The organism is Gordonia sp. CPCC 206044, from assembly GCF_048537895.1.
Lineage (GTDB): Bacteria > Actinomycetota > Actinomycetes > Mycobacteriales > Mycobacteriaceae > Gordonia.
The window spans coordinates 272,291-297,956 of record NZ_JBCLVL010000008.1 but is presented as its reverse complement, the minus strand read 5'-3'; the positions used below and the strand labels follow the sequence as shown (position 1 = coordinate 297,956).

At 66.1% G+C, this 25,666-nt stretch carries 17 protein-coding genes; 6 read left to right on the top strand and 11 right to left on the bottom strand.

Annotated features, from left to right (window positions below; all coding sequences use genetic code 11):
• Positions 1–1,182, bottom strand: a 1,182-nt coding sequence (locus AAFP35_RS15395; protein ID WP_419222498.1) for an AMP-binding protein, incomplete at its 3' end; no start/stop codon positions are given.
• 190 nt (positions 1,183–1,372) lie between these two features.
• Here AAFP35_RS15395 and AAFP35_RS15390 point away from each other — a divergent pair.
• Positions 1,373–2,020, top strand: a complete 648-nt coding sequence (locus tag AAFP35_RS15390) for a HEAT repeat domain-containing protein (RefSeq protein ID WP_419222497.1) — start codon at positions 1,373–1,375, stop codon at positions 2,018–2,020.
• A gap of 9 nt (positions 2,021–2,029) precedes the next feature.
• The gene (locus tag AAFP35_RS15385; protein ID WP_419222496.1) at positions 2,030–3,016 is read left to right on the top strand and encodes a MerR family transcriptional regulator; all 987 of its coding nucleotides are present in this window, start codon (positions 2,030–2,032) and stop codon (positions 3,014–3,016) included.
• A gap of 85 nt (positions 3,017–3,101) precedes the next feature.
• Here the strand turns inward: AAFP35_RS15385 and AAFP35_RS15380 are convergent, their stop codons facing one another.
• Positions 3,102–4,829 (bottom strand): MFS transporter, encoded by a 1,728-nt coding sequence (locus AAFP35_RS15380; protein ID WP_419222495.1) that lies wholly within the window; start codon positions 4,827–4,829, stop codon positions 3,102–3,104.
• Positions 4,830–4,988: 159 nt separating this feature from the next.
• Here AAFP35_RS15380 and AAFP35_RS15375 point away from each other — a divergent pair, with 159 nt between their 5' ends.
• The gene (locus AAFP35_RS15375; protein ID WP_419222494.1) at positions 4,989–6,518 is read left to right on the top strand and encodes an AMP-binding protein; all 1,530 of its coding nucleotides are present in this window, start codon (positions 4,989–4,991) and stop codon (positions 6,516–6,518) included.
• A gap of 15 nt (positions 6,519–6,533) precedes the next feature.
• On the opposite strand, the gene AAFP35_RS15370 is transcribed toward AAFP35_RS15375, so the two are convergent.
• From AAFP35_RS15370 to AAFP35_RS15360, 3 genes are all read right to left on the bottom strand, one after another.
• Positions 6,534–7,208 carry a TetR/AcrR family transcriptional regulator gene (locus tag AAFP35_RS15370; RefSeq protein ID WP_419222493.1) on the bottom strand — a complete coding sequence of 225 codons (675 nt, stop codon included), beginning with the start codon at positions 7,206–7,208 and terminating at the stop codon, positions 6,534–6,536.
• A gap of 83 nt (positions 7,209–7,291) precedes the next feature.
• Positions 7,292–8,083 (bottom strand): bifunctional hydroxymethylpyrimidine kinase/phosphomethylpyrimidine kinase, encoded by a 792-nt coding sequence (gene thiD, locus AAFP35_RS15365; protein WP_419222492.1) that lies wholly within the window; start codon positions 8,081–8,083, stop codon positions 7,292–7,294.
• A gap of 38 nt (positions 8,084–8,121) precedes the next feature.
• Positions 8,122–13,635: a carboxyl transferase domain-containing protein gene (locus tag AAFP35_RS15360; RefSeq protein ID WP_419222491.1), complete on the bottom strand. Its 5,514-nt coding sequence runs from the start codon at positions 13,633–13,635 to the stop codon at positions 8,122–8,124.
• Between the two features lie 359 nt (positions 13,636–13,994).
• Here AAFP35_RS15360 and AAFP35_RS15355 point away from each other — a divergent pair, with 359 nt between their 5' ends.
• From AAFP35_RS15355 to AAFP35_RS15345, 3 genes are all read left to right on the top strand, one after another.
• On the top strand, positions 13,995–14,846 hold the full coding sequence (locus tag AAFP35_RS15355; RefSeq protein ID WP_419222490.1) for a 3-hydroxybutyryl-CoA dehydrogenase: 852 nt from the start codon (positions 13,995–13,997) through the stop codon (positions 14,844–14,846).
• Positions 14,847–15,023: 177 nt separating this feature from the next.
• Positions 15,024–17,261: an NADP-dependent isocitrate dehydrogenase gene (locus AAFP35_RS15350; RefSeq protein WP_419222489.1), complete on the top strand. Its 2,238-nt coding sequence runs from the start codon at positions 15,024–15,026 to the stop codon at positions 17,259–17,261.
• A 180-nt stretch (positions 17,262–17,441) separates the two neighbouring features.
• Complete coding sequence (locus AAFP35_RS15345) at positions 17,442–18,704, top strand: DUF2235 domain-containing protein (protein ID WP_419222488.1); 1,263 nt, start codon at positions 17,442–17,444, stop codon at positions 18,702–18,704.
• Positions 18,705–18,711: 7 nt separating this feature from the next.
• Here AAFP35_RS15345 and AAFP35_RS15340 read toward each other — a convergent pair whose 3' ends face one another.
• Genes AAFP35_RS15340 through AAFP35_RS15315 form a run of 6 tightly spaced genes read right to left on the bottom strand, consistent with a single transcriptional unit; the run spans position 18,712 to position 25,480 of the window.
• Positions 18,712–20,427 carry a CocE/NonD family hydrolase gene (locus AAFP35_RS15340; RefSeq protein WP_419222487.1) on the bottom strand — a complete coding sequence of 572 codons (1,716 nt, stop codon included), beginning with the start codon at positions 20,425–20,427 and terminating at the stop codon, positions 18,712–18,714.
• 23 nt (positions 20,428–20,450) lie between these two features.
• Positions 20,451–21,392, bottom strand: coding sequence for an MBL fold metallo-hydrolase (locus tag AAFP35_RS15335; RefSeq protein WP_419222486.1), 942 nt, complete (start codon positions 21,390–21,392; stop codon positions 20,451–20,453).
• Positions 21,389–22,333 (bottom strand): alpha/beta hydrolase, encoded by a 945-nt coding sequence (locus AAFP35_RS15330; RefSeq protein WP_419222485.1) that lies wholly within the window; start codon positions 22,331–22,333, stop codon positions 21,389–21,391. The genes AAFP35_RS15335 and AAFP35_RS15330 overlap by 4 nt, the downstream gene beginning before the upstream one ends.
• Before the next feature lie 3 nt (positions 22,334–22,336).
• Positions 22,337–23,452, bottom strand: coding sequence for an FAD-dependent oxidoreductase (locus AAFP35_RS15325; protein WP_419222484.1), 1,116 nt, complete (start codon positions 23,450–23,452; stop codon positions 22,337–22,339).
• Positions 23,453–23,495: 43 nt separating this feature from the next.
• Positions 23,496–24,449 carry a phosphotriesterase family protein gene (locus AAFP35_RS15320; protein ID WP_419222483.1) on the bottom strand — a complete coding sequence of 318 codons (954 nt, stop codon included), beginning with the start codon at positions 24,447–24,449 and terminating at the stop codon, positions 23,496–23,498.
• 50 nt (positions 24,450–24,499) lie between these two features.
• Positions 24,500–25,480 (bottom strand): phosphotriesterase, encoded by a 981-nt coding sequence (locus AAFP35_RS15315; RefSeq protein WP_419222482.1) that lies wholly within the window; start codon positions 25,478–25,480, stop codon positions 24,500–24,502.
• Positions 25,481–25,666: the final 186 nt, after the last annotated feature.

The window sequence follows — 25,666 nt, the reverse complement described above, 5'->3', positions numbered from 1 at the left end:
CTGCGGGTTCTGCCAGTAGCCCTTCATCATGTTCGGGCCGCGGTAGACGATCTCACCGACCTCGCCGGGTTTGACGTCGTTCATCATCGGATCGACGACCCGAGCCGTGACGGCGGGTACGACCTTGCCAATCGAACCGATCTTGCGCAGCGCGTCCTTTCCCTCGAGGATGCAGGTGACCGGCGACATCTCGGTCTGACCGAACGCAGTCATGTTGAGCGCCTCGGGAAATGAATCGTTCATCGCATTCAGGACGGTGTCCGACGCCGGTGCGGCGCCCCAACTGATCGTCCGCAGCTTCAGACTGCGCGGTCGGACCTGCTGGGCTGCGCAGACCGCCTGCCATTGCGCGGGCACCATGAAGACCGACGTCGTACCTTCACGTTCCAGCGTGTCCAACATGTCGTCGGCGTCGAAGGCGCCGAGCGGGTGGATCACCGCACGGATGCCCCGATAGAAGACCGGAGCGAATCCGGCGAGACCGGCGATGTGGAAGATCGGCGGCACGATCGACGCGACGTCGTCGCTGCGGCTCTCCCCCGATGTACTGATCACCGTCATCGCCTGCGCCTGCAGGTTCTCGTGAGAGAGCATGGCGCCCTTCGGTTTCCCCGTGGTCCCGGAGGTGTACATGATGAGGGCGATGGTCTCTTCGGGCACGTCGATCTCGGGAAGGTCCGAGGGGTCCTCGGCCAGCAAGGACTCATAGTCGAGATGCGCTGACTCATCTGTCGCACCGACCACGATGGTCGTGTCGATCGCCCCGGTCGACGCACTCACCGCATCGGCGAGCGGAGCGAGAAGTGCCTCCGTCACGATCACCCGGGCGCCGCTGTCGGTGACCAGGAAACCGACCTCCGCGGGGCTCATGCGGATGTTCACCGGGACCGGGATGGCGCCGATGAGGTTGGCTCCCAAGACCGCTTCGATGTACTCGGTGCGGTTCAGCAACGCCATCAACACACGGTCGCCATAGCGGACGCCGCGTCGATTGAGCGCCGCTGCGAATGCTCGAGAGCGAGCGTCGAGTTCGCGCCAGGTGGTCGAGGTGTCGCGGTGCGTCAGCGCGACCTGATCGGGCTGCATGAACGCGTGTCGCCGTATCTGGTTGTTCCAGTGGTTGCGGCGCGAGCGCAGCGGCTCGGAAGTCAGTACGTCGTTCGAGTCGACGGTCGCGGTCATGGTGCCCTCCCTGATGGTGCGACGCGGATGAGCGAATGCTCGCGCGCCCGGCGTGCGGTGCCTGCAATGTGTGCTCGATCACACCCTAGACGTCCACTCGTCGGCGAGCGCGGTGTTCGTCCAACTCCTCACACGCTTGACCCTGACACCGTGACAAGCTGTTACATGGTCGGTGAAGGAGGCGATCGCCATGACCACACACGACCGAATTCGCACAATCGTCGCGGCCCTCGGCGCCGACGACGCGTCGCGAAGGCTCCGCGCCGCCCTGGACGCCGGCACGGCCGCCGACCAGGATTTTGCGGACGCGCTCGTTGCGCGCTGCCGTGTGGAACCCGACTTCTTCGTGCGGGACATGTTGACCTGGGCGCTGTGCAGGCTTCCGGCGGGACCCACCGTCGAGACGTTGCTCGGTGAGTTGGAGTCGGTGAACCCGCAAGCTCGCGCTCAGGCCCTGCACACACTCTCGAAGATCGGAGATCGGCGTGCGATGCCCGCGGTGGTGTCGCTGCTCCACGATCCGGACGACGAGGTCGCTCGCAGCGCGTGGCGCGCCGCCGTGGTTCTCGTCGCCACCGGCGGACAGGCACGGCTCGCCAATGCGCTGGCTGAGGAGTTCGCGCGGGGCGATCGGGATACCTGGCTGAGCCTGTCACGTGCGTTCGTGGCGCTCGGCGACCACGCGGAGGCGACGGTCGCGGCGCACTGCGCGCACCCGGATCCGTCCGTACGCGCACACGCCGAGGCAACCCGACGCCTGATGCGCGATCCCGACGCGGCATTCGAGGTATCCCTCGACGAGGCTCGACGGGTCAGGGCGGTCGGCACAGATGCATGAGGAGCGCTGATGTTGATCGGCGAGGTGTCGGCGCGGTCGGGTATCAGCACCCGCATGCTGCGCCACTACGACCGATTGGGGTTGGTGTGCCCCACCGGTCGTACCTCGGGTGGCTACCGGGAGTACTCGCTGGACGATGTTCGGAGGCTCTTTCATGTGGAGAGTCTCCGAACACTCGGTCTGTCCCTGCAAGAGGTGAAGGACGCGCTGGGCGAACCGGGGTTCGAGCCCGGCGCACTGGTCACCCAGCTGATCATCCAGACCCGGGCGCGTATGGTCGCCGAGCAGCAACTGCTGGAACGACTGGAGCGTGTCCGCCATGCTGCTCCGTCGGATTGGGCCGAGGTGCTTCGGCTCGTCACGCAGGTCCGTGCGCTGGAATCGGATTCAGGCGACCGCCGAATGCAGGCCGTACTGACGCCGGCCGAGGTTCCCATCAGCCTGGGAGAACTGACCAAAGCTGTTCTGTCCGAGGATGATCCCAACGTGGCTGGCGCGCTGCGGTGGGCCCTGGCGAGGTCCGGTGAATCAGGTCTCGCGAGATTGTCGGACGGAATGAGGTCCGACGATGTCGCAGTGCGGCGCCGTGCCGTGTCGGCGATCGCAGCGATCGGTGGCGCACAGGCCGCCGGGATGCTGCGCACGGCTCTCGACGATCCCGACCAGACCGTCGCGGACCGCGCGGCTCTCGCACTCGCGGCGGACGCGGACGCATCGTCGCTCGCGCGGCTGGTGGCCATGGTGGTCGACGGCCGCCGAGACGTCGAGGCCGCCGAAGCGCTCGGCCGATTGAGCGGACAGGAAAACTCGACGGTTACGGCACTCCACGGCCACCTCGCCGCGGCCTCCGTCGCGTCGCGACTACGGATCACCCAGGCGCTGGCCGAGATTCCCGGTCGGGCCGCAGACGACCTCCTGGCGCACCTGCTCGCCGACCCCGACCGCACGATCGCCGCGACGGCGCAGGTGATCGCGGACCGGCGCGGCGGCGTTTGACCGCGGTGGCGATGGTGACGGCTGCGCCCGGTCGTCCGACCCGTCGCCCGCGGCGCATGCTCGCACCGCGGGCGACGTGCCTGGATCAGGTCCCCCGCAGCTCGGCGAGTTCGCGGGCGACGAGACGATCGTGTTCGGCCGCCTCGGCCCGCGCACGGCGCGGGCTCCACCGTCCCGACAACACGAAGATGAACGGCACGAACAATATCTGGGCCACCACACAGATCCACCACCAGACCTTCCACTGACCGGGGTTGTCGTGTTCGGCTTGCTGGACGTCGGCGGCATGTGCGGCGAGATAGGCCTGATCGGCAGGTGGGATGGGCTCGCCGGCCAGCTGTTGCAGCCGTTCGGCGGCCTCCTGAGGTGTCGCGGCGAGGCCGACACCGATCAGTTGTGCCACCGCTGCGGCACCCGCGGCGCGATCCTGCGGATTGCCCGCCAGGGCGGCAAGGGTGGCCGGTTCGACCGCGCTGATGGTCTCGACCTGTCGCGGGTACTCGGCCACGATGTGCGAGACGCGGGAACCCTGGTCGACCAGGGTCGAGGTCGCAGGCACGACGAAGGCCAGTGCGGTCAGTGCCAGTGTGACCGTGATGCGCACCGTCCATCCCCAGATCGCCAATCCTGTTGCGGTGGCAGCCGGATTGTGGCGCTCCACGGTTTCGGTGAAGCTCGCCATCCACGCGCAGTACGCGATGCCGCCGCCCACCGCGATGACGACCAGCACGAGCGCGAACGTGTAGTAGCCGGTGTCGGGTTCCGTGCTGAGCATGGCGAAGATCGCCGTGCCCACGATCGAGATCGCCGCGCCGACCGCCATCAGCGGTTTGCGAACTCGGATCTTGTCCGACACTATGCCTGCGACCACGAGGGCGATGGCATTGGCGATCCAGTACCAGTTCGCGAGACCGTTGGCGCGGGCTTCCGAATAGCCGAATGTGGTGGCGAAGTAGACCACGAAGAACCCCACCGCGATGTAGTAGAACATCAGGAACAGACTGATCGCGATCGCCGGGCCGATGATGTCGACTCGCAGCATTTGCCGCCAATGTCCGTGCAGCGCAATGTCGGTGTCGAGCCCGCGGGCGCGGGCCTCGATCAGTGCACGTTCGTTGAGGTTGACCATCAACTGATCACGCAGCCCCGGCGACAGCTCGCGCAGGCCGAACAACGCGATCACCGCGACGATGAGCCCGACGACGCCGCACACATAGAACTGGAAGCGCCAATCCGGGTGGGCGTCGAGGGTGTTGCTCGACACCATCGTGACCACCAGGCTGCCCAGGACCGGGCCCATCGTCCAGAATCCCATCGCCTGTGCACGACCGACCTGTGGCGAGAAGTCGCGGATCAGGGCTGGCGTCGCCACCAGGATCATGCCCTCGACGATGCTCAGAATCGCGAAGAAGATCGTGTACCAGAGCGTGTCGGGGGCGTGCGGTAGGGCGAACAGCACCAGAGCGCCGGTGATGAACAATCCGATCACGACCAGATTGGCCCGGCCCCACCGATCGGCGAGCCCGGCCGCGAGAGATGCAAAGGCTCCCACCAGGTTCCCGACGATGGACACCACGACGAACTGGGTGAACGTCATGCCGAACGACGTGATGATCTTGGTGGCCACCGCGCCCTGTACGTACAGCTGGTAGTACAAGACGATGGTGGCGAGCACCGTGATCGCCAGATACCGGTAGCGCGCCGCGGCTTCCGGATAGCTGTGGAGTCTCCGGTCGACCAACGCCCGAGCGCCACGCGGCGACGAACCGATGGCGTTGCGTGTCTCGGGGTGTCCTGCATCGACTTGTGTCACGCGATGTCCCTTCCGTGAAGGTGTTTCCGAGGGCTGTGTGAACGGGCCGCTCGCGGCTCTGCTGTGATGCAGATCTCAGCACTGTATAGTTGAAGTTGGTGTCATCTTCAAGTGTTTTGGTGGATACGTTCCACACCGTCTGGAAGGGCCTTTGTCTCGATGCCGAACTTGCTCGACCCCGTTTCTCGCCATGCCCACCTCGCACCCGAGTCGGTTGCCGTCCGTGGCGATCATCCGAACTGGAGTTACTCCTCCCTGCATGCACGCTGCCTGCGATACGCGGGCAGGCTGCGGATGGCAGGCGTCGTCCCCGGTGACCGTGTGTTGCTCGCCGCGCCGTCGGTTCCCGAGTTCGTGGTGGCCTACCTGGGTGTTCAGGTCCTGGGGGCGACCGTCATCACGGTGAACACGATGTCGACGGAGGCCGAGATCGGCTATTACCTCGACGACACCGACGCTGCACTTGCCATCGGCTGGCATGAGCTGTCCGGCGCGGTGCGCCAGGCCGCCGCGGCGGCGTCGGTCCCCTACCTGGAGCTCGCCGCCGAGCCCTCGAGGGACGAGACCGACGGAGAGCGGACCGACTTCGGTGCGGTCGACACGATCGACGTTGTGGATCGCCGTCCCGACGACACGGCGGCCATCCTCTACACATCGGGGACCACCGGAAAGCCCAAGGGCGCCGAACTCACCGTCGCGAATCTGCTTGCGGCAGGAGAGATCGCGTCGCAGGTCAGTCGGAGCACCGCCGACGATCGTGTCGGCACCGGGCTGCCCCTGTTCCACGTGTTCGGGCAGTCATCGGTGATGATGTCGGCGCTCACCGGCGGCGGCTCACTCTCGCTGCTGAAACGGTTCACCCCGGACGCCATGGTCGAGATGATCCGGCGAGACCGACTCACCGTCGTGTGTGGTGTGCCGACGATGTGGAATGCTCTGTTGCACAACCGAACCGAATCGGCCACCGACGATTTCGCGCACCTGCGGATCGCCGTGTCGGGAGGCGCGTCCCTGCCCGGTGAGGTCGCCCGCGCCTTCGAAGCGCGATACGGCTGCACCCTTTTGGAGGGGTATGGCCTCACCGAGACCGCCGCGATGGCAACGTTCAACGACGTCGACCACAGTCCGAAGATCGTCTCCACCGGCAGGGCCGTGCCGCGGACCGAGATCGAGATCCGTGATCCCGACGGCCACGTCTGTGCAGCCGGCACTGTCGGCGAGGTCTACATCAAAGGGCCCACGGTGCTGAAGGGTTACTGGCGGCGGCCGGAGGCCACCGCGGCAGTGCTTTCGGTGGATGGATGGTTCCGTACCGGAGATCTCGGCGTGTTCGACGAGGACTGTGATCTCCGCATCGTCGACCGTGTGAAGGACTTGATCATCCGAGGTGGCTACAACGTGTATCCCGGCGAGGTCGAGGACGTTCTCTACGAGCATCCCGCGGTCGTCGAGGCCGCGGTCGTGGGTGTGCCCGATACGCATTACGGCGAGGAGGTCGCTGCGGTCGTCGTCCTCCGCGCGGGAAGTGACACGACACCGGGCGAGATCGAGGCCTGGTGTCGGGAGAGGTTGTCCGCCTACAAGATCCCGCGACTGATCCGATTCGTCGACGAGCTCCCGAAGGGATCGACCGGCAAGATCCTGAAGCGCCAGATCGACCGTGCTGATCTGCGCGGTGCGCGGACCTGAGGTCAGAGCCGTCGGTCAGTTGCGCAGCCCCAGCGCGTTGGCCCACAGGGTGGTGCTGGTGCGGGTGAGCAGGTCGACGTCGGCGGGCTGTTCGCCGAGTTCGGGTTCGACGACGAAGACGGAGAACGCCAGTCGGCTGATCATGCCGGACAGTGCCCGTGACGTCACCATGGGATCCAGGCGCCGATCCACCAGGCCGCGGTCCTGCAGCGCCTCGATGCTACGGGCGTTGCGGCGCACGAAGGCCTGCGCCCGTTCGTGCCGGAGCCGACGAAAGGCCGGGTCGCTGTTGGCGACCTCTTCGAGGACCCGCATCAGTCGCGCATTGCGTTGGTACGCATCGAAATAGGCGCGGTTACTGGCATCGATCACGGCGACCGGATCGTCGTCGTCGGCGACGTGCGGCATCCCGGGGTGCAGCATGTCCTCTTGGGCGAGTTCGAGGACCGCGGCGAGGATCTCTTCCTTGCTCGCGAAGTACGTGTAGAACGTGCCTGCCGAACATTGCGCCTCGGTGGTGATGTCCAGGAGCCGGGTCTCGAGATACCCGTTGCGTTCGAACAGCGACCGGGCGGCGGTGATCAACGAGTCACGGGTTCGCAGTCCGCGTGGCGTCGACGGCAACTCACGTAGCAACGCCGGGTCGGCCATGGAAGGCGCCGGGGCGTCCGAGCCGGTGGAGTGTGCCATGGGCTCACGTTATAGCACCGGGTGGATACGTCCGGGTGCTGCGGTGGGGCGCTGCGCTGAGCGAAGCCGGTGGCGGTGGCGGCTCAGTCGGGTTGGCACACGGCATCGAACGGTGCGTTCGACGCCAATCGGCCGACGATTCCCTTGTGTGTGAACTGCTTTGCGGTACGTACCGCGTCGATGACGTCGGCGCCCTTCGTCAGTTCCGCGGTGGTCGCGGCGGCGAAGACGCAACCTGCCCCCGAGACCCGCTCGTCGCCCACCTTGGGCGCACGGAGCACGGTCACGTCGTGGCCGTCGAAGTAGACGTCGACCGCGTCGTCGCCGGCCAACCCGACCCCGCCCTTCACCACGACGTGGCGCGGGCCGAGGTCGGCGATCCGTCGTGCCGCCTCGGTGAGCTCGTCGACCGTCGTGATCGGGTCCATGCCGGCAAGCGTGGCCGCCTCGAACAGGTTCGGTGTCACCACGGTGGCCAATGGCAGGATCTCGGTGCGCAGCGCGTTGTCGGTGTCCAACGCAGCACCGGGTTCCTGTCCCTTACAGATGAGCACCGGGTCCACGACGATGTGCCGCCACGACTGACGACGGAGGCCATCGGCAACGGTGGTGACCGTCTCCGGGGTGCCGAGCATGCCGATCTTGACCACCTCCGGCGCATGCGCGGTGGTGGCCGCTTCGATCTGATCGGCGATCACCGGACCGGCAATCGGCACGAATCTATGTGACCACTGAGCGCCGGGATCGAACGACACCACGCACGTGATCGTCCCGACGCCGTAGACGCCGAGCTGGGCGAAGGTGCGCAGGTCCGCTTGGATGCCTGCTCCCCCGGTCGCCTCTGATCCGGCGATCACGTATGAGATGGCAGGCATCGTCGCTCCCTCTGTCGTGGTGTCGTCCGCGGTCGAGGTCAGGTGCTCGACCCGTGGAGCTCACGCGCGGTGGCATGGGCTCCACGATCCGACCAGTCTGCATGGGCCTCGATGGCGCCGATGATACTGGGCCGCAATTCGGCGGCCTGGATCACCGCGTCGACGGAGCCGACCTCCACGGCACGTCGGATGCTGTGCACCGCGTCGAACTCGGCCGCGATCTCGCTGATCTTCTCCGCTCGTACGGACTGCCGCGTCTCGGCGAGCTCGGCGCTCAACGCCGATCGGTCGGTGCCGGAGGCGGCCGCCAGGCGCGCTTCGAGTTCGCGGACCCGCGAGTCGCCGGAGGTGCGTTTGCCGACCTCGCCGGCGAACACGACCGCAGCCGCGGGCGCGCCGCCGAGCACCGACGCGAACGATCCGTCGATCGCCAACACCGTCATGTCCGGGTTCAGCGCCTTCGAGAACACCACGAACGCGCCACCGTGATAGCGCGAGATCACGCAGAACACAATGGGCCCTTGGAAGTTGACGATCGCTCGACCGATCTCGGCGCCGTACTCCAACTGCAGTTTGCGTAGCGATTCGGGCGACCCGTCGAAACCGGACAGGTTGGCGAGGACCACCACCGGACGGTTGCCGCTGGCCACGTTGATCGCGCGAGCCGCCTTCTTGGACGACTGCGGGAACAAGGTGCCCGCGGTGTAGGTGTCCGGCCCGTCGGTCGGCTTATAGCCACGCCGTTGGACTTCCTTGGACTCGATCCCGAGCAGACACACCGGGATGCCTCCGAGATGGACGTCGGCGACGACCGCGGTCTCGGCATCGGCCATCCCGGCCCACCGTTCGAGCATCGGGTGGTCCTGGTCGGCGACGGCCCGCATCACGGTCCGGATGTCGAAAGGTTTCTTGCGGTCCGGATTGCTTGCGGCAGAGAAGATCTGACCCACACTGGTGAAGTCGCTGCCCGCGAGGGTGTGCGGGAAATCGGAGATGTCCCGGTCGTTCGGGTCCGAGGAGATCGCCCGTCGCGGAGCGAGTTCCCCGGGAACCACGTAGGTGTGGTCGTAGTGCGACATCAACACGTCGCGGGCCGCACCGAGGTTGGGCGCCCAGTACTGCGCCTGACCATTGGGTCCCATGACGCGGTCATAGCCGCCGATGCCGAAGTTGTCCTCGGCAGACACGCCACCGGAGAAGTCGAGGGACTGCTTGCCGGTCAACACCATGGCCGAATCCGGGGTCATCACGAGAATTCCCTTGGTGTGCATCAGCATCGTTGCTTCGGCATTCCAGTATGGCTGCGCACCGACGTTGATACCCGCGACGACGATGTTGATCTCGCCACCTGCCTGGGTGAACTCGACGACTCGCTTCAGCGCGCGAGCCACCCAGTCCATGTTCTCGGTGCCCGAGTCCATCGAGATCCTGGCGCCAGACGACAACGCGTACCACTCGAGGGGAACGCGCATCGATTCGGCGAGGTCCAGCGCCGCGATCACCCGGGCACACTCGGGTTCCGACAATGCGCCGAGCGACTTCGTCGGGTCTCCGAGCAAGACGACGCGGGTGACGCCCTGCGGGTACTTCTCGGTCGGGGTGGTCACCACACCGGCGACCAGCCCCGCGGTGTTGCGGCCCTTGGCGCGTTCGACGGGCACCAATGCCCTGGTCTCGTCGAGGTCGTACTCCGCGAAGTCGCCGAGCATGCCGGCCAACTCGTAGGGGTACACGGTGTTTCGGCGCGACGCCCGCAACACCTTCTGCCGGTAGGCGTCGACGGGCTCGATCGGATCGTCGGACGGCTCACCGACGATGACGTCGAATCCGCCGGTCGCGTTGACCGAGAAGCGCACGGCGACCTTCGACAACTCTCCGGTGTCCTGATCGCGTTGCCGGGCGATGAGCTGTACCTCTTCGAGGCCGACCCCGGTCGCGGTGCCGCGGATGTAGTCGGCGACCGTGTCCAGGTTGGCGTCGGTCGCGTCGATCGGCGGCCAGATGTACATGATGATCCGGTTGGTGCTCGCGCTCCGATCCGATTGCCGTTGCGCGCGGCGGATGGAGTCGACACACGACGCGAGGATGGTCTCCGCGGTCGGCAACGTGAGCAGACGTCCGTCCTGCTCGCGCATCCCGGTCAGATCACGCACCTGCGCGAACGCGATGAGACGGTCATCTGCCGGGTTGTCCTTGGCGACACACCGGAACAGGTACACCTCTTCGTCGTCCGACGACGGGAGCCGGGTGAGATCGAACTTGTGCAGGCGCTCCATCTGCATCCGCTGCGCGATGTAGGGATGCAGACCACGGATCAACCGTTCCTCGGTCATACCGGTCGCCGACGGCCGGAAGGTGAAGTGATGATGCATCAGCGCACCTTCGCGTCCGGCGACGGTGGTGGTGATGCGGTGGACCTGATTGGGAAGCGAGCCGGCCGCGATGATCTGGTGCAGCGCATCGGCCATGGCATCGAAGTCCTCCGGCTGGTCCTCCCAGCTGAGGTAGATGTCCGCGTCGATCGACACCGTGCCGCGGGCCAATTCGGCCAGACCGCCGATCGCTGCGGCGAGGTCGTCGAACCGGACCGCCACCGAGACCAGGTTCGATCCGTCCCGCTCGGCGATCACGAAGCCTGCCCCGCCGGCGCGCTGGACGCGGACGTCGGTGAGCCCCTTGTTGCCGTAGTAGCGACGGGTCAGGACCTCGAGCATGACCCGGTTGTCGGTGTCGCCGCGCTGCATCCGCTGGCCGAGCAGACGGACCAGCGGCTCGGTGCTGCGCACCATGTCCGCGATGCGTTCTCCGTGATCGGTCGCATCGGGATTGGCGTCGAGATAGCGCAAGTGGTCGCGGACGTTGTTGTAGACCCTGGCACGGTTGCGCCGCAGCAGCGGCTGGCCGTACCAGGAGTAGATGACGCCACGGGCCAGGTCGGCGACCACCGGGAACCGGACCTGGGTGGCGGCCACGAGCCGATCGAGCGCCGCACCCACACGCTCGCGCAGTTCGTCGCGGGGCGTCGGTTCGGCCAGCCACTCCCGCAGCAGCGCCGTGATCACGGTGACCGAGTCGCCGGGGTTCTGCAGCGCCAGGAAGATGCGGAAAACGGCGGCCTCGAGTTCGGGGGTGCGTTCGAGGTCGGAGATCCCATAGTGCGCGAGCGCGGTGGCGAGCTGGGTGTGGAAGGACTCGGGTAGTCCGTCGCGCTCGATGTCGAGGCTCTGCAGGTACGTGTGGAAGTTCTCGCGTGCGCTGTGCACGTGATCGTCGCCGATGTCCTCACCGGTGGGCCGGTTCTGGCTCAGTGCGGCCAGGTCGGCGAACACGGTGATCAGCTCGAGCTCGTCACCGAGTGGGCGTCTGCCGTTCTCGATCGCCGCATGCCGGACGGCCAGGTAGTCGTCGAGCAGGCGGGTGCGCTCGTGCGGGTCCACGTCGTAACCACGCAGCTGACCGCGCAGGTCCTCCTGGCTGCGTGTGGTGCGCTCGTGCGGCTCGATGTCGTCGGGCGCGATGGGCAGCACGATGTCGACGACCGCGGCGGTCTCGGTGGACGATTCGTCTTCGCCGTCGTCGGCGAGCGGTTCCAACCGCATCAGGGGTGCGCCGGTCTCGACCTGGGTGCCGACGGACACGAGGCATTCCTTGAGCCGCGACCGCACCGGCGCGCGCAGCACCGTTTCCATCTTCATGCTCTCCAGCACCAGCACGGGTCCGCCTGCATCGACCTCGGCACCCACCTCCAGCGGTGTGGCGACCACGAGGGCGGGAGCAGGTGAGCGCACCACACCGCCCTCGTCACGGCTGACGCGATGGGTGACTCCGTCGACCTCGACGAGGTGCACGGGCCCGTGCGTGTCGGTGACGAGTCGATAGCGCATGCCGTTGAGCACGATCTGTGCCGTGTGCTCGTCGAAACGCTCGAGATCGACGTCTGCGGTATGGGTGTCGTCGCCTGCCTCGATGCCCACACGGAAGCGGTGTGCGCCGATGCGGGCCACTCGGACGCGGTAGCCGGCACCGCGCAGTTTGAGGTCAAGGGGTCGTCCGCTGCGGTGCTGGACCTGTGGGCGCCCGCCCGCGGCCGTGGACAGCAGCCGCTGTCGTTCGACGGACTCCTCTTCTTCGTAGGCGTCGATGGCCGCCGCGGCGAGAGCGATGGCCGAATGCCGATGTGCGACGAGGCCGCCGTCGGCACGGACCCGATCGATCCAGCCGGTGTCGGCGCTGCCGTCGATCACCTCGGGCTGATTGAGCAACTCGAGCACGAAACTCTTGTTGGTGGCGCCACCTTCGATGATGACGCGTGTCTCGGCCATCGCGCGCCGGAGACGGCCGAGCGCCTCGTCGCGGTCGCGGCCGTAGGCGATGATCTTGGCGATCATGGAGTCGAAGTCGGCGGGGATGGTGTCGCCCTCGCTGACGCCGGTGTCGACACGGATGCCCGGCCCCGCGGGCAGCTCGAGGCGTGCGATCCGCCCGGGTGACGGTGCGAAGTCGCGATCCGGATCCTCGGCGTTGAGGCGGGCCTCGATGGCGTGGCCGCGCTCAGCCGGTGCGTCGCCCTCCAGCCGGCCGCCCGAAGCCACCAGCAGCTGTGCGCGCACGAGGTCGAAGCCGGTGGTGAGCTCGGTGATGGGGTGCTCGACCTGCAGACGGGTGTTCACCTCGAGGAACGCGAACAGTTGTTCGCCCGGGTGATACAAGAACTCGACGGTGGCCGCGCCGCGGTAGCCGACGGCGACCGCGAGGCGTTCTGCCGACGCCTTGAGATCGGCGACCTGCGCGTCGGACAGCACCGGGGAGGCCGATTCCTCGATGATCTTCTGATTGCGTCGCTGCACCGAGCAGTCCCGCACGCCGAGCGCCCACGCGGTGCCCTGCCCGTCGGCGATGACCTGGACCTCGACGTGTCGGGCCCCGGTGACGAGACGTTCGAGGAAGACGACGCCGCTACCGAATGCGCGGGCCGCCTCGTCGCGGGTGCGCTCGTATGCGTCACGCAGGTCGGCGTCGTTGGTGACCACGCGGATGCCGCGGCCACCACCGCCGGCGGTCGCCTTGAGCATCAGGGGGTAGCCGATCTCGGCGGCCGCGGCAACGGCCTCGTCGACGTCGGCGACGGCTCCCCGACTCCACGGGGCGACCGGGACGCCGACTTCCTCGGCGATCAGCTTGGCGCCGATCTTGTCGCCGAGTTTGCGCATCGCGTCGGCAGACGGTCCGACGAAGGTGATGCCGATGCGTTCGCAGAGTTCGGCGAACAGCGGATCCTCGGCGACGAAGCCCCAGCCGACCCACGCGGCATCGGCGCCGCTTTCGAGCAGTGCACGCTCGAGGACCTTCAGATTCAGGTAGGGCCGTGCGGACGCGGGCCCGAGTTCGTAGGCCAGGTCGGCCTCGCGCACGAAGGTCGCCGTGCGGTCCACATCGGTGTGGAGGGCGACGACCTCGATCGGCTGCCCGGTTTCCGCGGACAGTCCACGAACGGCGTGGATGAGGCGCATCGCGGCCTCGCCCCTGTTCACGATGGCAATCCGAGTGAACATCATCGGCTCCCTTCTCATCGTCAGACCTGCCGATCGGCGCGCGGGGGTCGCACTGCCGGCCTCGGCGGCTCTTCGTCGCACAGGTCGGATCATTCCGGTCGGCACGGACGGCAGACGACGGAACGCGCATGATTCTTGCGAATCGTTTCGCTACGCGCGAGTACGGTTTGTGCGCGACTCTCACAACAGGACGGATCGAGTGGCGGTTCGCCATGGTCAGCGACGGTGACGACGCCCCCCACACGACGGGCACCGACCGAGCGCGCGCTAGGTTTGACGTGACGCAGTATGTCGGTGATGAGAGCGGTATGCCGACAGCTTCGACCTCGGAACTCCGACCTCGACACGGGAGATATTGCATGACACGTCTGGGAGTAGTCGGCGGCGGCACCATGGGTGCAGGCATCGCCGAAGTGGCCGCGCGCGCCGGTGACGAGGTCCTGATCCTCGAGCAGACCAGCGAGACCGCCGACGCGGCACGGGCCCGGATCGAGACCTCTCTCGGTCGTGCGGCCAAGAAGGGCAAGATCTCCGACGACGACGTCGCCGCCACGCTGGGACGCCTGAAGACCACGACGGACATCGCGGACTTCGCCGACCGTGAACTGGTGATCGAGGCTCTCCCCGAGATCGAGGCCCTCAAGGTCGACTTCTTCGCCAAGCTGGACGAGATCACCCCGGCCGAGACGATCCTGGCGACCAACACGTCGTCGATCCCGATCATCCGGATCGCCAAGAATGTCGCCGACCCGTCCCGCGTCGTCGGTGTGCATTTCTTCAATCCGGTCCCGGTGATGCCGCTCGTCGAGATCATCGCCAGCCTGGCCAGCGCGCCTGCCGCCGTGCAGACGGTGACCGACTATGTGCGTGATCGTCTCGGTAAGAAGCCCATCCAGGCGGGCGACCGCGGTGGCTTCGTCGTCAACGCCTTGCTCATCCCTTACCTGGTGAGTGCCATCCGGATGCTCGAGAGCGGCTACGCGACCAAGGAAGACATCGACGCGGGCATGATCAACGGCTGCGGTCACCCGATGGGGCCGCTGACCTTGTCGGACACGGTCGGACTCGACGTGGTTCTCGACGTGAGTGAATCGCTGTACCAGGAGTTCCGGGAGCCTCACCTGGCCCCGCCTCCGCTGCTGCAACGCATGGTCGACGCCGGATACCTCGGCAAGAAGACCGGCAAGGGTTTCTACGACTACTCGGCGTGATCGCCGACCCATGGAGTTCCGTCTCGCCCGTCACCGCGGTTTGGCGGGTGAGACGTCTCATCGCTCCGCGCACGCCCATCCCATCTGTGCGCGCGATGCGATACCAACCGCGATACTGGTAACGCGAGTAGCACGGACCACAAGTCGCGTGCCCGACACTGGAGGCCAAGAAGGAACATGACCGCGGAGCAGCCGACAATCATCTACACCCTGACCGATGAGGCGCCCATGCTGGCGACCTTTGCCTTCCTCCCGGTCATCCGCGCATTCGCGGATGCCGCCGACATCAATGTCGAGACCAGTGACATCTCGGTGGCCGCGCGCATCCTCGCCGAATTCTCCGACCGTCTGACCGACGAACAGCGGGTGCCCGACAATCTGGCCGAGCTTGGCCGTCTGACGCAGCTGCCCGAGACCAACATCATCAAGCTGCCGAACATCAGCGCCTCGGTCCCGCAGCTGACGGCGGCCATCAAGGAGCTCCAGGAACAGGGTTACGACCTCCCGGACTACCCGGGAAGTCCGAAGACGGACGAAGAGAAGGAAATTCACGACCGTTACACCAAGTGCCTCGGCAGTGCGGTGAACCCTGTTCTGCGCGAAGGAAACTCGGACCGTCGCGCGCCCAAGGCGGTGAAAGAGTATGCGCGCAAACATCCGCACAGCATGGGCAAGTGGTCGATGGCCTCGCGCACGCACGTCGCGCACATGACCACGGGCGACTTCTACCACGGCGAGAAGTCGATGACGGTGTCGGGCGACCGTGAGGTCAAGATGCAACTCACCACCGCCAGTGGCGAGACCACCGTGCTCAAGCCCAAGGTGTCGCTCACCGATGGTGACGTGATCGACAGCATGTTCATGAGCAAGAAGGCCCTCATCGAGTTCTACGAGGAGCAGATGGAAGACGCCTACGAGACGGGCGTCATGTTCTCGTTGCACGTCAAGGCCACGATGATGCGGGTGTCGCACCCGATCGTGTTCGGCCACGCGGTGCGGGTCTTCTACAAGGAGGCGTTCGCCAAGCACGGTGACCTCTTCGAGGAACTCGGCGTGAACGTGAACAACGGTCTGTCCGATCTCTACGCGAAGATCGAAACGCTGCCGGCGTCGAAGAAAGAAGAGATCATCGACGACCTGCACAAGTGCCACGAGCACCGTCCCGAGCTCGCGATGGTGGACTCGGCTCGCGGCATCTCGAACTTCCACTCCCCCAGCGACGTCATCGTGGATGCCTCGATGCCGGCGATGATCCGGGCCGGCGGCAAGATGTACGGCGCCGACGGTCGCCCGAAGGACACCAAGGCGGTGAACCCGGAGTCGACCTTCTCCCGGATCTATCAGGAGATGATCAACTTCTGTAAGACCAACGGTGCATTCGACCCGACCACGATGGGCACCGTGCCCAACGTCGGTCTCATGGCGCAGAAGGCCGAGGAGTACGGCTCGCACGACAAGACCTTCGAAGTGCCCGCGACCGGCGTCGCCGACATCGTCGACCTGCAGACCGGTGAGGTACTGCTCTCGCAGAACGTCGAAGAAGGCGACATCTGGCGGCTGTGCATCGTGAAGGACGCCCCCATCCAGGATTGGGTCAAGCTGGCCGTCACCCGGTCGCGTGATTCCGGTATGCCGGTGGTCTTCTGGCTCGATCCGTACCGTCCGCATGAGAACGAGCTGATCAAGAAGGTGCACAAGTACCTGCCCGATCACGACACCGAGGGCCTCGACATCCAGATCATGTCGCAGGTCCGGGCAATCCGGTACACCATGGAGCGCCTGATCCGCGGGATGGACACCATCTCGGCGACCGGCAACATCTTGCGCGACTACCTCACCGACCTCTTCCCGATCCTGGAGCTCGGCACCAGCGCCAAGATGCTGTCCATCGTCCCGTTGATGGCCGGCGGTGGGCTGTACGAGACCGGCGCGGGCGGTTCGGCACCCAAGCACGTCAAGCAGCTGCTGGAGGAGAACCACCTGCGGTGGGATTCGCTCGGTGAGTTCCTCGCGCTGGCCGTCAGCCTCGAGGATCTCGGCAAGAAGACCGGGGACGCACGGGCCACCATCCTGGCCAAGACCCTCGATGCGGCGACCGGCAAGCTCCTGGAGAACGACAAGAGTCCGTCACGGACGACCGGTGAACTCGACAACCGGGGTAGCCAGTTCTACCTCGCGCTCTACTGGGCGCAGGAGCTCGCAGCGCAGACCGAAGATGCCGAGCTCGCGAAACACTTTGCCGCACTTGCCGACACGTTGGCCCAGAACGAGGAAGCCATCGTCAAGGAGTTCAACGAGGCACAGGGCCAGACGGTGGACATCGGCGGCTACTATGCACCGGACGGGGATCGGACCGCCTCGGTGATGCGGCCCAGCAAGACGTTCAACGAAGCGCTCGTGAACGCCCGGGCATGATGTCCTAGATCTCCTCGATCGTCGCTTTTCGGCCCGCACGCACCCGGCGTGCGGGCCGAAAGTGTATGGAAGCGACGAGTAGTCACCTCACCACACTTGGGTAGTGCACTACGCGTGACCCATACCCGACGGTTTGTGATAGTCGTTGTATCCGACGAATCCGACGCAAGGGGTCAGTTGATGGAGCCGGGGACTGCCGAACCGAACAAGCCACGCAAGCGGCTGATCGTGTGCTGCGACGGGACGTGGAAGTCGTTCAAGGATCCGCGCATCTCGAATATCGAGAAGATCGCGCGGGCGATCACCACCTGGGACGGCGAGACCCCGCAGCTGGTGCACTACTGCAACGGCGTGGGTACGGGTGCAACGTTGTCCGACCGCATCGTCGGCGGCGCATTCGGTCACGGGCTCAACGGCGCCCTGGTGGACTCCTACCGCTTCCTGGTCCTCAACTACGAACCGGGCGACGAGATCTTCGTGTTCGGATTCAGTCGCGGCGCATACACCGCGCGCAGCCTGGTCGGCATGATCGGCAAGGTCGGACTGCTCACAGCGGACGCCCTGGCCTCACCCGACCGGCCCGACGAGAATCTCCTCGAACAGGCGCTGAGCCTCTACCAGGAATCACGCAGCGCACGTAGTGCCGCACAGCAGGAGGCGTGGCGCGCACAGCGAGACCGGTTCAAAGACGGCACCACCCACGGTGATCCGGCGCCGCGCATCCGATTCGTCGGCGTGTTCGACACGGTCGGCGCAATGGGCGTCCCGGGCGTGACCCGCCACCGCTACAAGTTCCTCGACGTGACGCTCGGTGACTCGGTCGACGTCGCACGTCAAGCGCTCGCGATCGATGAGCGGCGACTGACCTTCGACCCGTGTGTGTGGACCAGGGACGGCAACACCCGGACCGACCTCCAACAGGTCTGGTTCGAAGGAGTGCACTCCGACATCGGCGGCGGACTGAAACGTCCTGGCCCCTCGGAGCTGACCCTCGCCTGGATGGTGGACGAGGCACGTCAGGTCGGCCTGGCCTTCGACTTCGACCGGCTGCCCACGTTGCCTGCCCCGGACTGCGCCGACCCACGATACGAGCCGAACTCGTCGATGAATCCCGTCTATCAGGCCATCAATGTGATCAGACTCTGTGTGCGCGTGCTGGATCCGCGAAAGCGCATCGTTCGACACCGACGCCAGTCGCGGCTGCTGGAGTTGCGCAGCGACGGCGCGACGCCGCTGTACATCGCCAGGCCCGCCTATGAACGGTGGTGCGGGCAGGCCACCGACACCGACCGCAAGCGTGCAAAGAACGTCACCTGGTGGGTCGACGGTCTGATCGGCAGAGACGAGGTCGAGAGGGCGCGGATCGTCGATATCCCGCCCCTGTGCGCACCCGTCACCGCACCGGAGCCAGAGCGGGTGACAGAACCGGTGGCGGTGCCCTGACGGCGCGTCACGGTCGGGTACAAGGCAGCACCAGGCGCGATCGATGGGCGGAGTCACGGAAGACCTTGTGGGTCACCGGTCGGCCCACCGGGAGGTGGAATGCGTCGGGTGGTAGCAGCGAGTTGTGCTCGTCCATCAGCGGTTCGTCGCAGGACAGTTCGACCACCAGTCGGTGCCCCGTTCGAAACGATGCCGCGAACGGGTAGAGACGGACGACGTATTCCTCGACGGTTCCCGGCTCGACGGGCACCGCTCGGGTGTGTGGGTGATACGGATTGCCCTCCTGTGTCCGCTCGTCGAGTTCGCGATGTGACGCCTTGAGGTAGCCGGAGGTGATCAACTGCCGTGTGCCGGACGGAGTCTCGTCCCACAGCCGCAGGATGAGATTGGTGTCGTCCTGATCGATCTCCACGAACAGATGTGCGGCACCGGTGCCGATCATCTCGGTCGGTTCGTCGAACGGTACCGTGGCCCATCGCAACATCTCGACCTTGTCGGTCACCGTCAGCGGCGCCTGGTAGAACCCCTCGGGCGCAGCATGTTCGGGCCCCAGGGGCTCGGGTGCCCGGGTGAGCCCGCCGCGCGGACGCAGGTACAGCGACGTGTACTCCACATCTTTCGGTGGCCACCGGGTCCCGGTCACGGACTGCCGCGATCCCTCCACGAACGTGGTGACCGGCGGCTCGTCCATCACGCCGTTGTCGATCCCCTTGATCCAGTGGTCGTACCAGCGGAACATCTTGTCGTACTCTTCGATCCACGGCCGCGACTGCATCGGCGGATATGCGCCGATGTCCAGCTTCTTCGGCCCGTGCAGGGCGTTGAACACCTCGATCGTGCCGTCGATGGTCCACCCGCGTCCCTGATCGATCTGCAGCCAGACCGGGATGTCGATGTTCGGGGCGAGGGTGACCGGATTGCGTTCCTCGTACCACTGTCCGTCCACCTCGTTGGTGATGATGTCGAACCATGCCTCGTGGTGTTTCGGATAGTTCAGCACGTGAACGAGATTCGGCCACGCGGCGACGTCAGGGTCGGCGAGTCGCCGCGCCACGCGTCGTTCGAGTTCCTCCTCGGAGCAGGTTTCGAGCATGCGCGAGCGGATGCGGTCGGTGAAGGCCCAGCCCGAGTCGCCGCCGCGCCCCTCACGTGCGGCGCGCGGCATGAACCACATGATCCCGCCGTGGTAGGTGGTCTCGTAGAAGTCGTAGTGTCCGCCACTGACAAAGATCGCCTTCAGATGTGGCGGTCGTTCGGCAGCGGCCAGCAGTTGCATGGAACCGAAGTAGGATATGCCGATCATGCCCACGTTGCCGTCGCACCAAGGTTGCGCGGCAACCCATTCGATGAAGTCATGGGCGTCCTGTCCGAGTGACACACCGCCCGCGTTGTAGTTGCCGATGTGCTCACCCTCGGACCCACCGGAGCCACGCACGTCACCGATGACGTGCACGTAGCCTTCGCGGACGACCCGTGCGATGTCGCCTGCTTCGATGCAACCGTCCCACAGCGGGCTGGGGCGCCGTTGTGGCGGCATGGTGAGCGACATGGCCTGCAACTCCTTGCCATAGGGACTCAGTGCCACAAGAGCCGGGCGCGGCGTATCGTCGGTGCCCGCGTACGCATCGGCGACGAGGGCGACGTCGTCGCGCATCGGCACCCGCAGGTCCTTGCGGACGGTGATCTTCTCGCCGCCGGCCTCTATTGTTCGGATGTCGGTCATGAGTTCGTGACTCCTGTTCTCGCTCAGGACTTGCGGGTGAAGCGGCTGCGGTAGGCGTGCATCGACGTGAAGAACGGGGACGGCTCGAGTGTGGGATCACCCGTGTAGCCGACCTGCTCGGCGACCGCTGCGAAGGGCGAATAGGCAGAATCTGTGTCCACCAGTCCGCGGCACAGGCACTGATGAGCCGCGTCGGCCACGCGCCCCTCGATCTCGAGGCTCTGTGTGAGGGCCTCGCGGGCCTGTGCGGCGTCGAGTTCGACCCCGTATGGTTCGCCGCTGACACGCCGGTACGGATGCCCGAGGTAGAGGTGCCGTGGGCGAATCATGTCCCGCAGGAACGCCAGACCGGACCGATACGCATCCGGATCCTCGAATCCCGGAAAACCGTTGGCAGCACCGTGCACCTGCACCGCGTCTCCGACGAACACATCGTCCTGACCGTCGATGACGTAGGCCACCGATCCGGCGGTGTGACCGGGGACCGGATGGACGGACACGGTGACATCGCCGCCGAGGGGCAATGTCTCACCGCCCGTGACGATCATCGTCGGTTCCATCTCACCGGAGATGACGGCTTCGGTCGCCTGGATCTGCTTGGCTTCGCCCTGCGGGTCGTCGAGGTATCTGCCACGGCCGGTGAGGTATTCCTCGACGTGGGCGCGCCGGCTCCGCAACAACGGCGCGTCGGCCTCGTGGATGACGACCTGCGCCTTGCGGCCGGTCATCTCCCACAACGCATGCGCGCCTCCCACGTGGTCGATGTGGCCATGTGTCAACAGGATCCATCGCACGTCTGCGATGTCTCGGCCGAGTGTTTCGAGCGCCGGGGCCATGCCCTGTGCCGGCGATGACGCGATCCCGGTGTCCACGATCGCCGGTTCCGGGGCATCGATGTAGAAGCTGTACAACCCGAACCGACCCCACGGGGAGAACAGGGGGTGTACGGCGACCGGGTCGCTCATGACTCCCCCGCGCTCGGTGACCGGGTGCCGTCGATGAAGGCGGCAGTCTCCGCGAACACTCGGTGATACTCGGGAATCCACGAGAAGTGCTGGACGAATCCGTGTCCGGCGCCGGCGTATCGGCTGACGACGGACGGTACGCCTGCTTCGCGGAGCCGCTGCCCGTAGAGTTCCCCCTCGTCACGCAGCGGGTCGTGCTCTCCGGTGACGATCAGCGCCGCGGGCAGACCGCTGAGGTCGGCGCGCTTGATGGGCGACACCCTCGGGTCGTCCGGGTCCGCGCCGCTGTCGATGTAGAAGGCGTTGAACGGTTTGAGCGCGGCCGTGGGCATTCCGAACCCCACCGCGTTGTCGCGCAACGAGGGATACCGGTCGGGGTCGAAATCCAGGTCGAGGGAGGGATAGAACAGGATCTGGTGCGTGATCCGGTCGAACCCGTCGTCATGTGCCATCGCCGCCACCGCGGCGACGAAGGTACCGCCGGAACTGTCCCCGGCGATCGCGAGAACCTGTCCGTTCCATTGGAGTTCGGTGTGCTCGGCGGCCCATCGGACCACCGCGGCACAGTCGTCGAGTCCCGCGGGAAAGGCCGCCTCCGGCGCGCGTCGATAGTCCACCGAGATGACCGCGAGCCCGGTCGCCACGGCCAGGTGTCGTGCGATGTGGTCATGTGTGTCGAGGTCGCCCAGGAAGAACGCGCCACCGTGGAAGTACACCATCAATCCGTATGACGCGGCCTTGGCCGGGGTGTAGATGCGGACCGGCACATCACGCGACGGCGTCCGGGCCACGGTGTCGCGGACGTCGTGGACGGGCAGACGTTCGTCGAGCGGGGCGACCTGTGCCTGCTCGTCGGCACGCATGGCGGCCGGGTCCAGTGGTCCGGGGGCCGGTGCGGGCATGTCCGCGAGAACTCTCGCGATCTCGGGATGCAAGGTCATGGCTCAGCCCTCCGTGCCGATCGTCGCAGACTTCTGGCCGGGGAAGACGTCGTCGAGTTCGCCTTCGCTCCATCCCTGACGAGATATCCGCTGCAGTTCATCGGTGATCGGCTTGCGCACCTGCTGGTAACGCGCCAGCGCTGCCGGCACCGAGTCGGCGGTACGCAGGGCGTCGGCGAGTTCACCGGCGTCGAGGATCGCCGAGTTCGCACCTTGCCCCTGGTGGTGGAGCATCGAATGCGCCGCATCGCCGAGCAGTGCAACGCAATCGGAATGCCAGGTGTCGACCGGGTCGATGTCGTAGACCCCGCGCACGTTGACCGTCGCCGGGTCGAGCTTGTCGGTGATGGACACGATGCGGTGGTCGAAGCCCTCGACCGTCCGGCGCATCTCCGCCGGGGATGCGTCCGGCGACCAGGTGTCGTCCGGACACAGCGCCGTGATGTCGAACGACACCCCGCGACGGTGGCGCAACGGCAGGAGGTACACCTTGGTACCTGCGCCGATGTACATCCGGAGGTTGTCGTCGGTGACCATGCCCTCGGCATCATCGACGGAGATGACCGCGCGATAGGCACGTTCACCGGAGAATCGCGGCGGGCGATCGCTGAACAGTTGTGAGCGGACCACCGACTTGATCCCGTCGGCGCCGACGACGAGATCGGCTGTCACCGAAGACCCGTCGGCGAAGGTGAGGTCGGCGTGATCGCCGTTGTCGCTGATGGTCTCGAGCTTGTGACCGAGCTTCACCATGCCTTCGGGCAACACCCCGAGCAGCGTCTCGATGAAGTCGCCGCGGTGGATGAGGTGTGTGTGGATCTGCTCACCGTGTGCCGGCCACGAATCCTTCATGATCGGTTCGCCGGTGGCACTGAGGATTTCGAAATAGTCACTCGGTGAACTGACCGCAGCGATGGCCTCGAAGATGCCCCACTGCCTGAAGCGCGCCATGGTCGACGGGCGCAGGCCGATACCGGCACCCACCTCACGGATCCGTGACGCCTGCTCATAGACGGTGACGTCGGCGCCGAGCAGGCTCAGTGCTTTTGCCGCTGCGGCGCCGCCATAGCCGCCGCCGACGACGGCGATCTTCAGGTCTTTCAGGTCCGAGGGATGCATGGTGTCTCTTTCTCCGACGTTGCGCGACGTTGCGCTCGGGTGTTCAGCTCTGGATGGTCAGGAAGTCTGCGGGGCTCTCGACGAAGAGCTTGGTGATGGTGGCGTCGTCGACGCCCGCCGAACGGAGATCGGGGATCAGATCCTCGAAGAGGTAGTTCACCGTGTGTCCCTGCACCCCTGGCCATCCCAGCGGACTGCAGTTCGCGTCGACCCCGGCCAGCGCCTGGTCGAGATAACCGGCCTCGAGGAAGCCGAGGAAATGGGCGAGGCGCTCGGCGCGCGGACGGGCCCAGAAGGGAGGGTCCGGGAGTTCTGTCTCGTAGCCGAATGTATCGAAGCCGACTCGTCCGCCTTGGTCGGCGATCCACCGGTCGCGGGTCTTCTGCGCGTTGACCCCGTCGTCGGCGTGACCGAAGAGCACCCGGTCCAGCGGGAGCTGCTCGTCGTCGAAGATCGTGATCGCATTCTCGGCGTCGATGGCCAGGTGCGTCAGGATGGGGACCCCGGTCGCCTTGGCGGCGCGGGCGGCGGCACGGTAGATCTTCTTGTCCAGTTCGGTCATCCGGCCACCGCGGCTGACGCCGACCTTGATGACCCCGGCGCGACTGCCGGTGTCACCGATCCCGACGGTGATCTCGTGGACGAAGTGTTCGGCGAGGTACTCCACGCTCGCCTGTGCGAAGTAGGGCAGGGCCGTGTCGCCGCCGACGAATCCGGTGCAGGCGACGATGTGGACACCGGTCTTCGCCGACAGTGACTTGTAATAGTCGATGTCGCGGCCGTTGCAGATCCCGGTGACGTCGACAAACGTACCGCCGCCGTACTCGGCGAACCGACGGAGCTTCGGCACGGTCTCCTCGTACCGTTGCTCGGGTGTCTTCCACCACGTGCTGTCCAGCTCCGAGCCTGGCATCCCGTACCCGATGTGCTCGTGGATCGCGACGATCCCCAATTCCTCCGGGGCGATCGGCCCCAGGACGGTGTTCACTCTCGACACAACACTCCCCTTCCGAAAAGTCGACGCTCGACGGTCAGTCGTCGCCGCGATCAACGCGCACCAGCCAACAGGGCGCGCGGATTCTCGACGAGGATGCGCGTGACGTCGTCGTCGCCGACGCCTGCCGCCACCAGCTGCGGTACGAATGTGGTCAGCAGTCGCCCGAACGGCACGTCGTTCGCCGGGTGACCTTTCGCCACGCCGGTTGCATTGCTGGAGAGCAGGATTCGATCTCCGTATCCGGAGGCGATGAGTTCTTCCACCAGCGCGACACGTTCGGCGTCGGTGATGAAACCCCCGTCGGTGCCGACGTGGTCGATGGCCACGAACGCTCCCCGCTCTGCCACCGCCCGGGGTAGGTCCGCCTCGACCGCGTCGCGGCGGTCGAGGCCGCCGACGACGATCCGGTCGGCGGCCAGCTGTTCGTCGAGCAGGACCTCGAGGTCGGCGATCGCGTCCGCCCCGTAGCGGATCGACACGGCGACACCGGTCTTCGCAGCAGTACGCGCGGCTCCGCGGAACAGGCTCTCCTCGGTGGCCGTCATCCCGGCGGGATCGGCCGCGCTGACAACGAGGCCGGCAGGCGCCCGGCGTTCACGTCGCGGGATCACCATGCCATCGGTGATCTCCTTGGTGAACAGGTCCGCGAACTTGTCCGCCGGCCAGGGTGTCGGCGGATTCGTCTGCGGGGTCAGGAAATAGCCGCCGAGCATCGACTCCGGTCCCTGTCCCGTGGAAGCGATGATGTGCACACCTGTTGCACGGGAGAGGTTTTCATATAGCGGCAGATCCCGGCCATGGAACATCCCGGTCGAGTCGACGATGGTGGTACCGCCACTCTCGCGGTAGTCGGTCAACTTGCGCGCAAGATCCCGGAAGACCTCGGCACGATCGATCGTGATGTCGAAGGCGTACTGCGCGCCCGGCAGTACGGAGAGCAATGCCTCGTGAACGGCCACGACACCGAGTTCGGCGACCGGCACAGGGCCGAGGACGGTGTTCACGGTGTCGGTGGTCTGGGCGCCGGTCATGGGCACTTCCCTTCCTCGATCTCTCCGCACAGGTGCGGCAGCGGGATGCGTGATCTGTCGAGAACGGACTCCGACGAGACGTCGGTCGTTCGGCGATGCGCGAGGCCACTGCATATGCGGCTGATGTATGAACGGTGTCACATGAGTTTACGCACTGTCAAGTGAGTGGTCGGCATGTCAATCGTG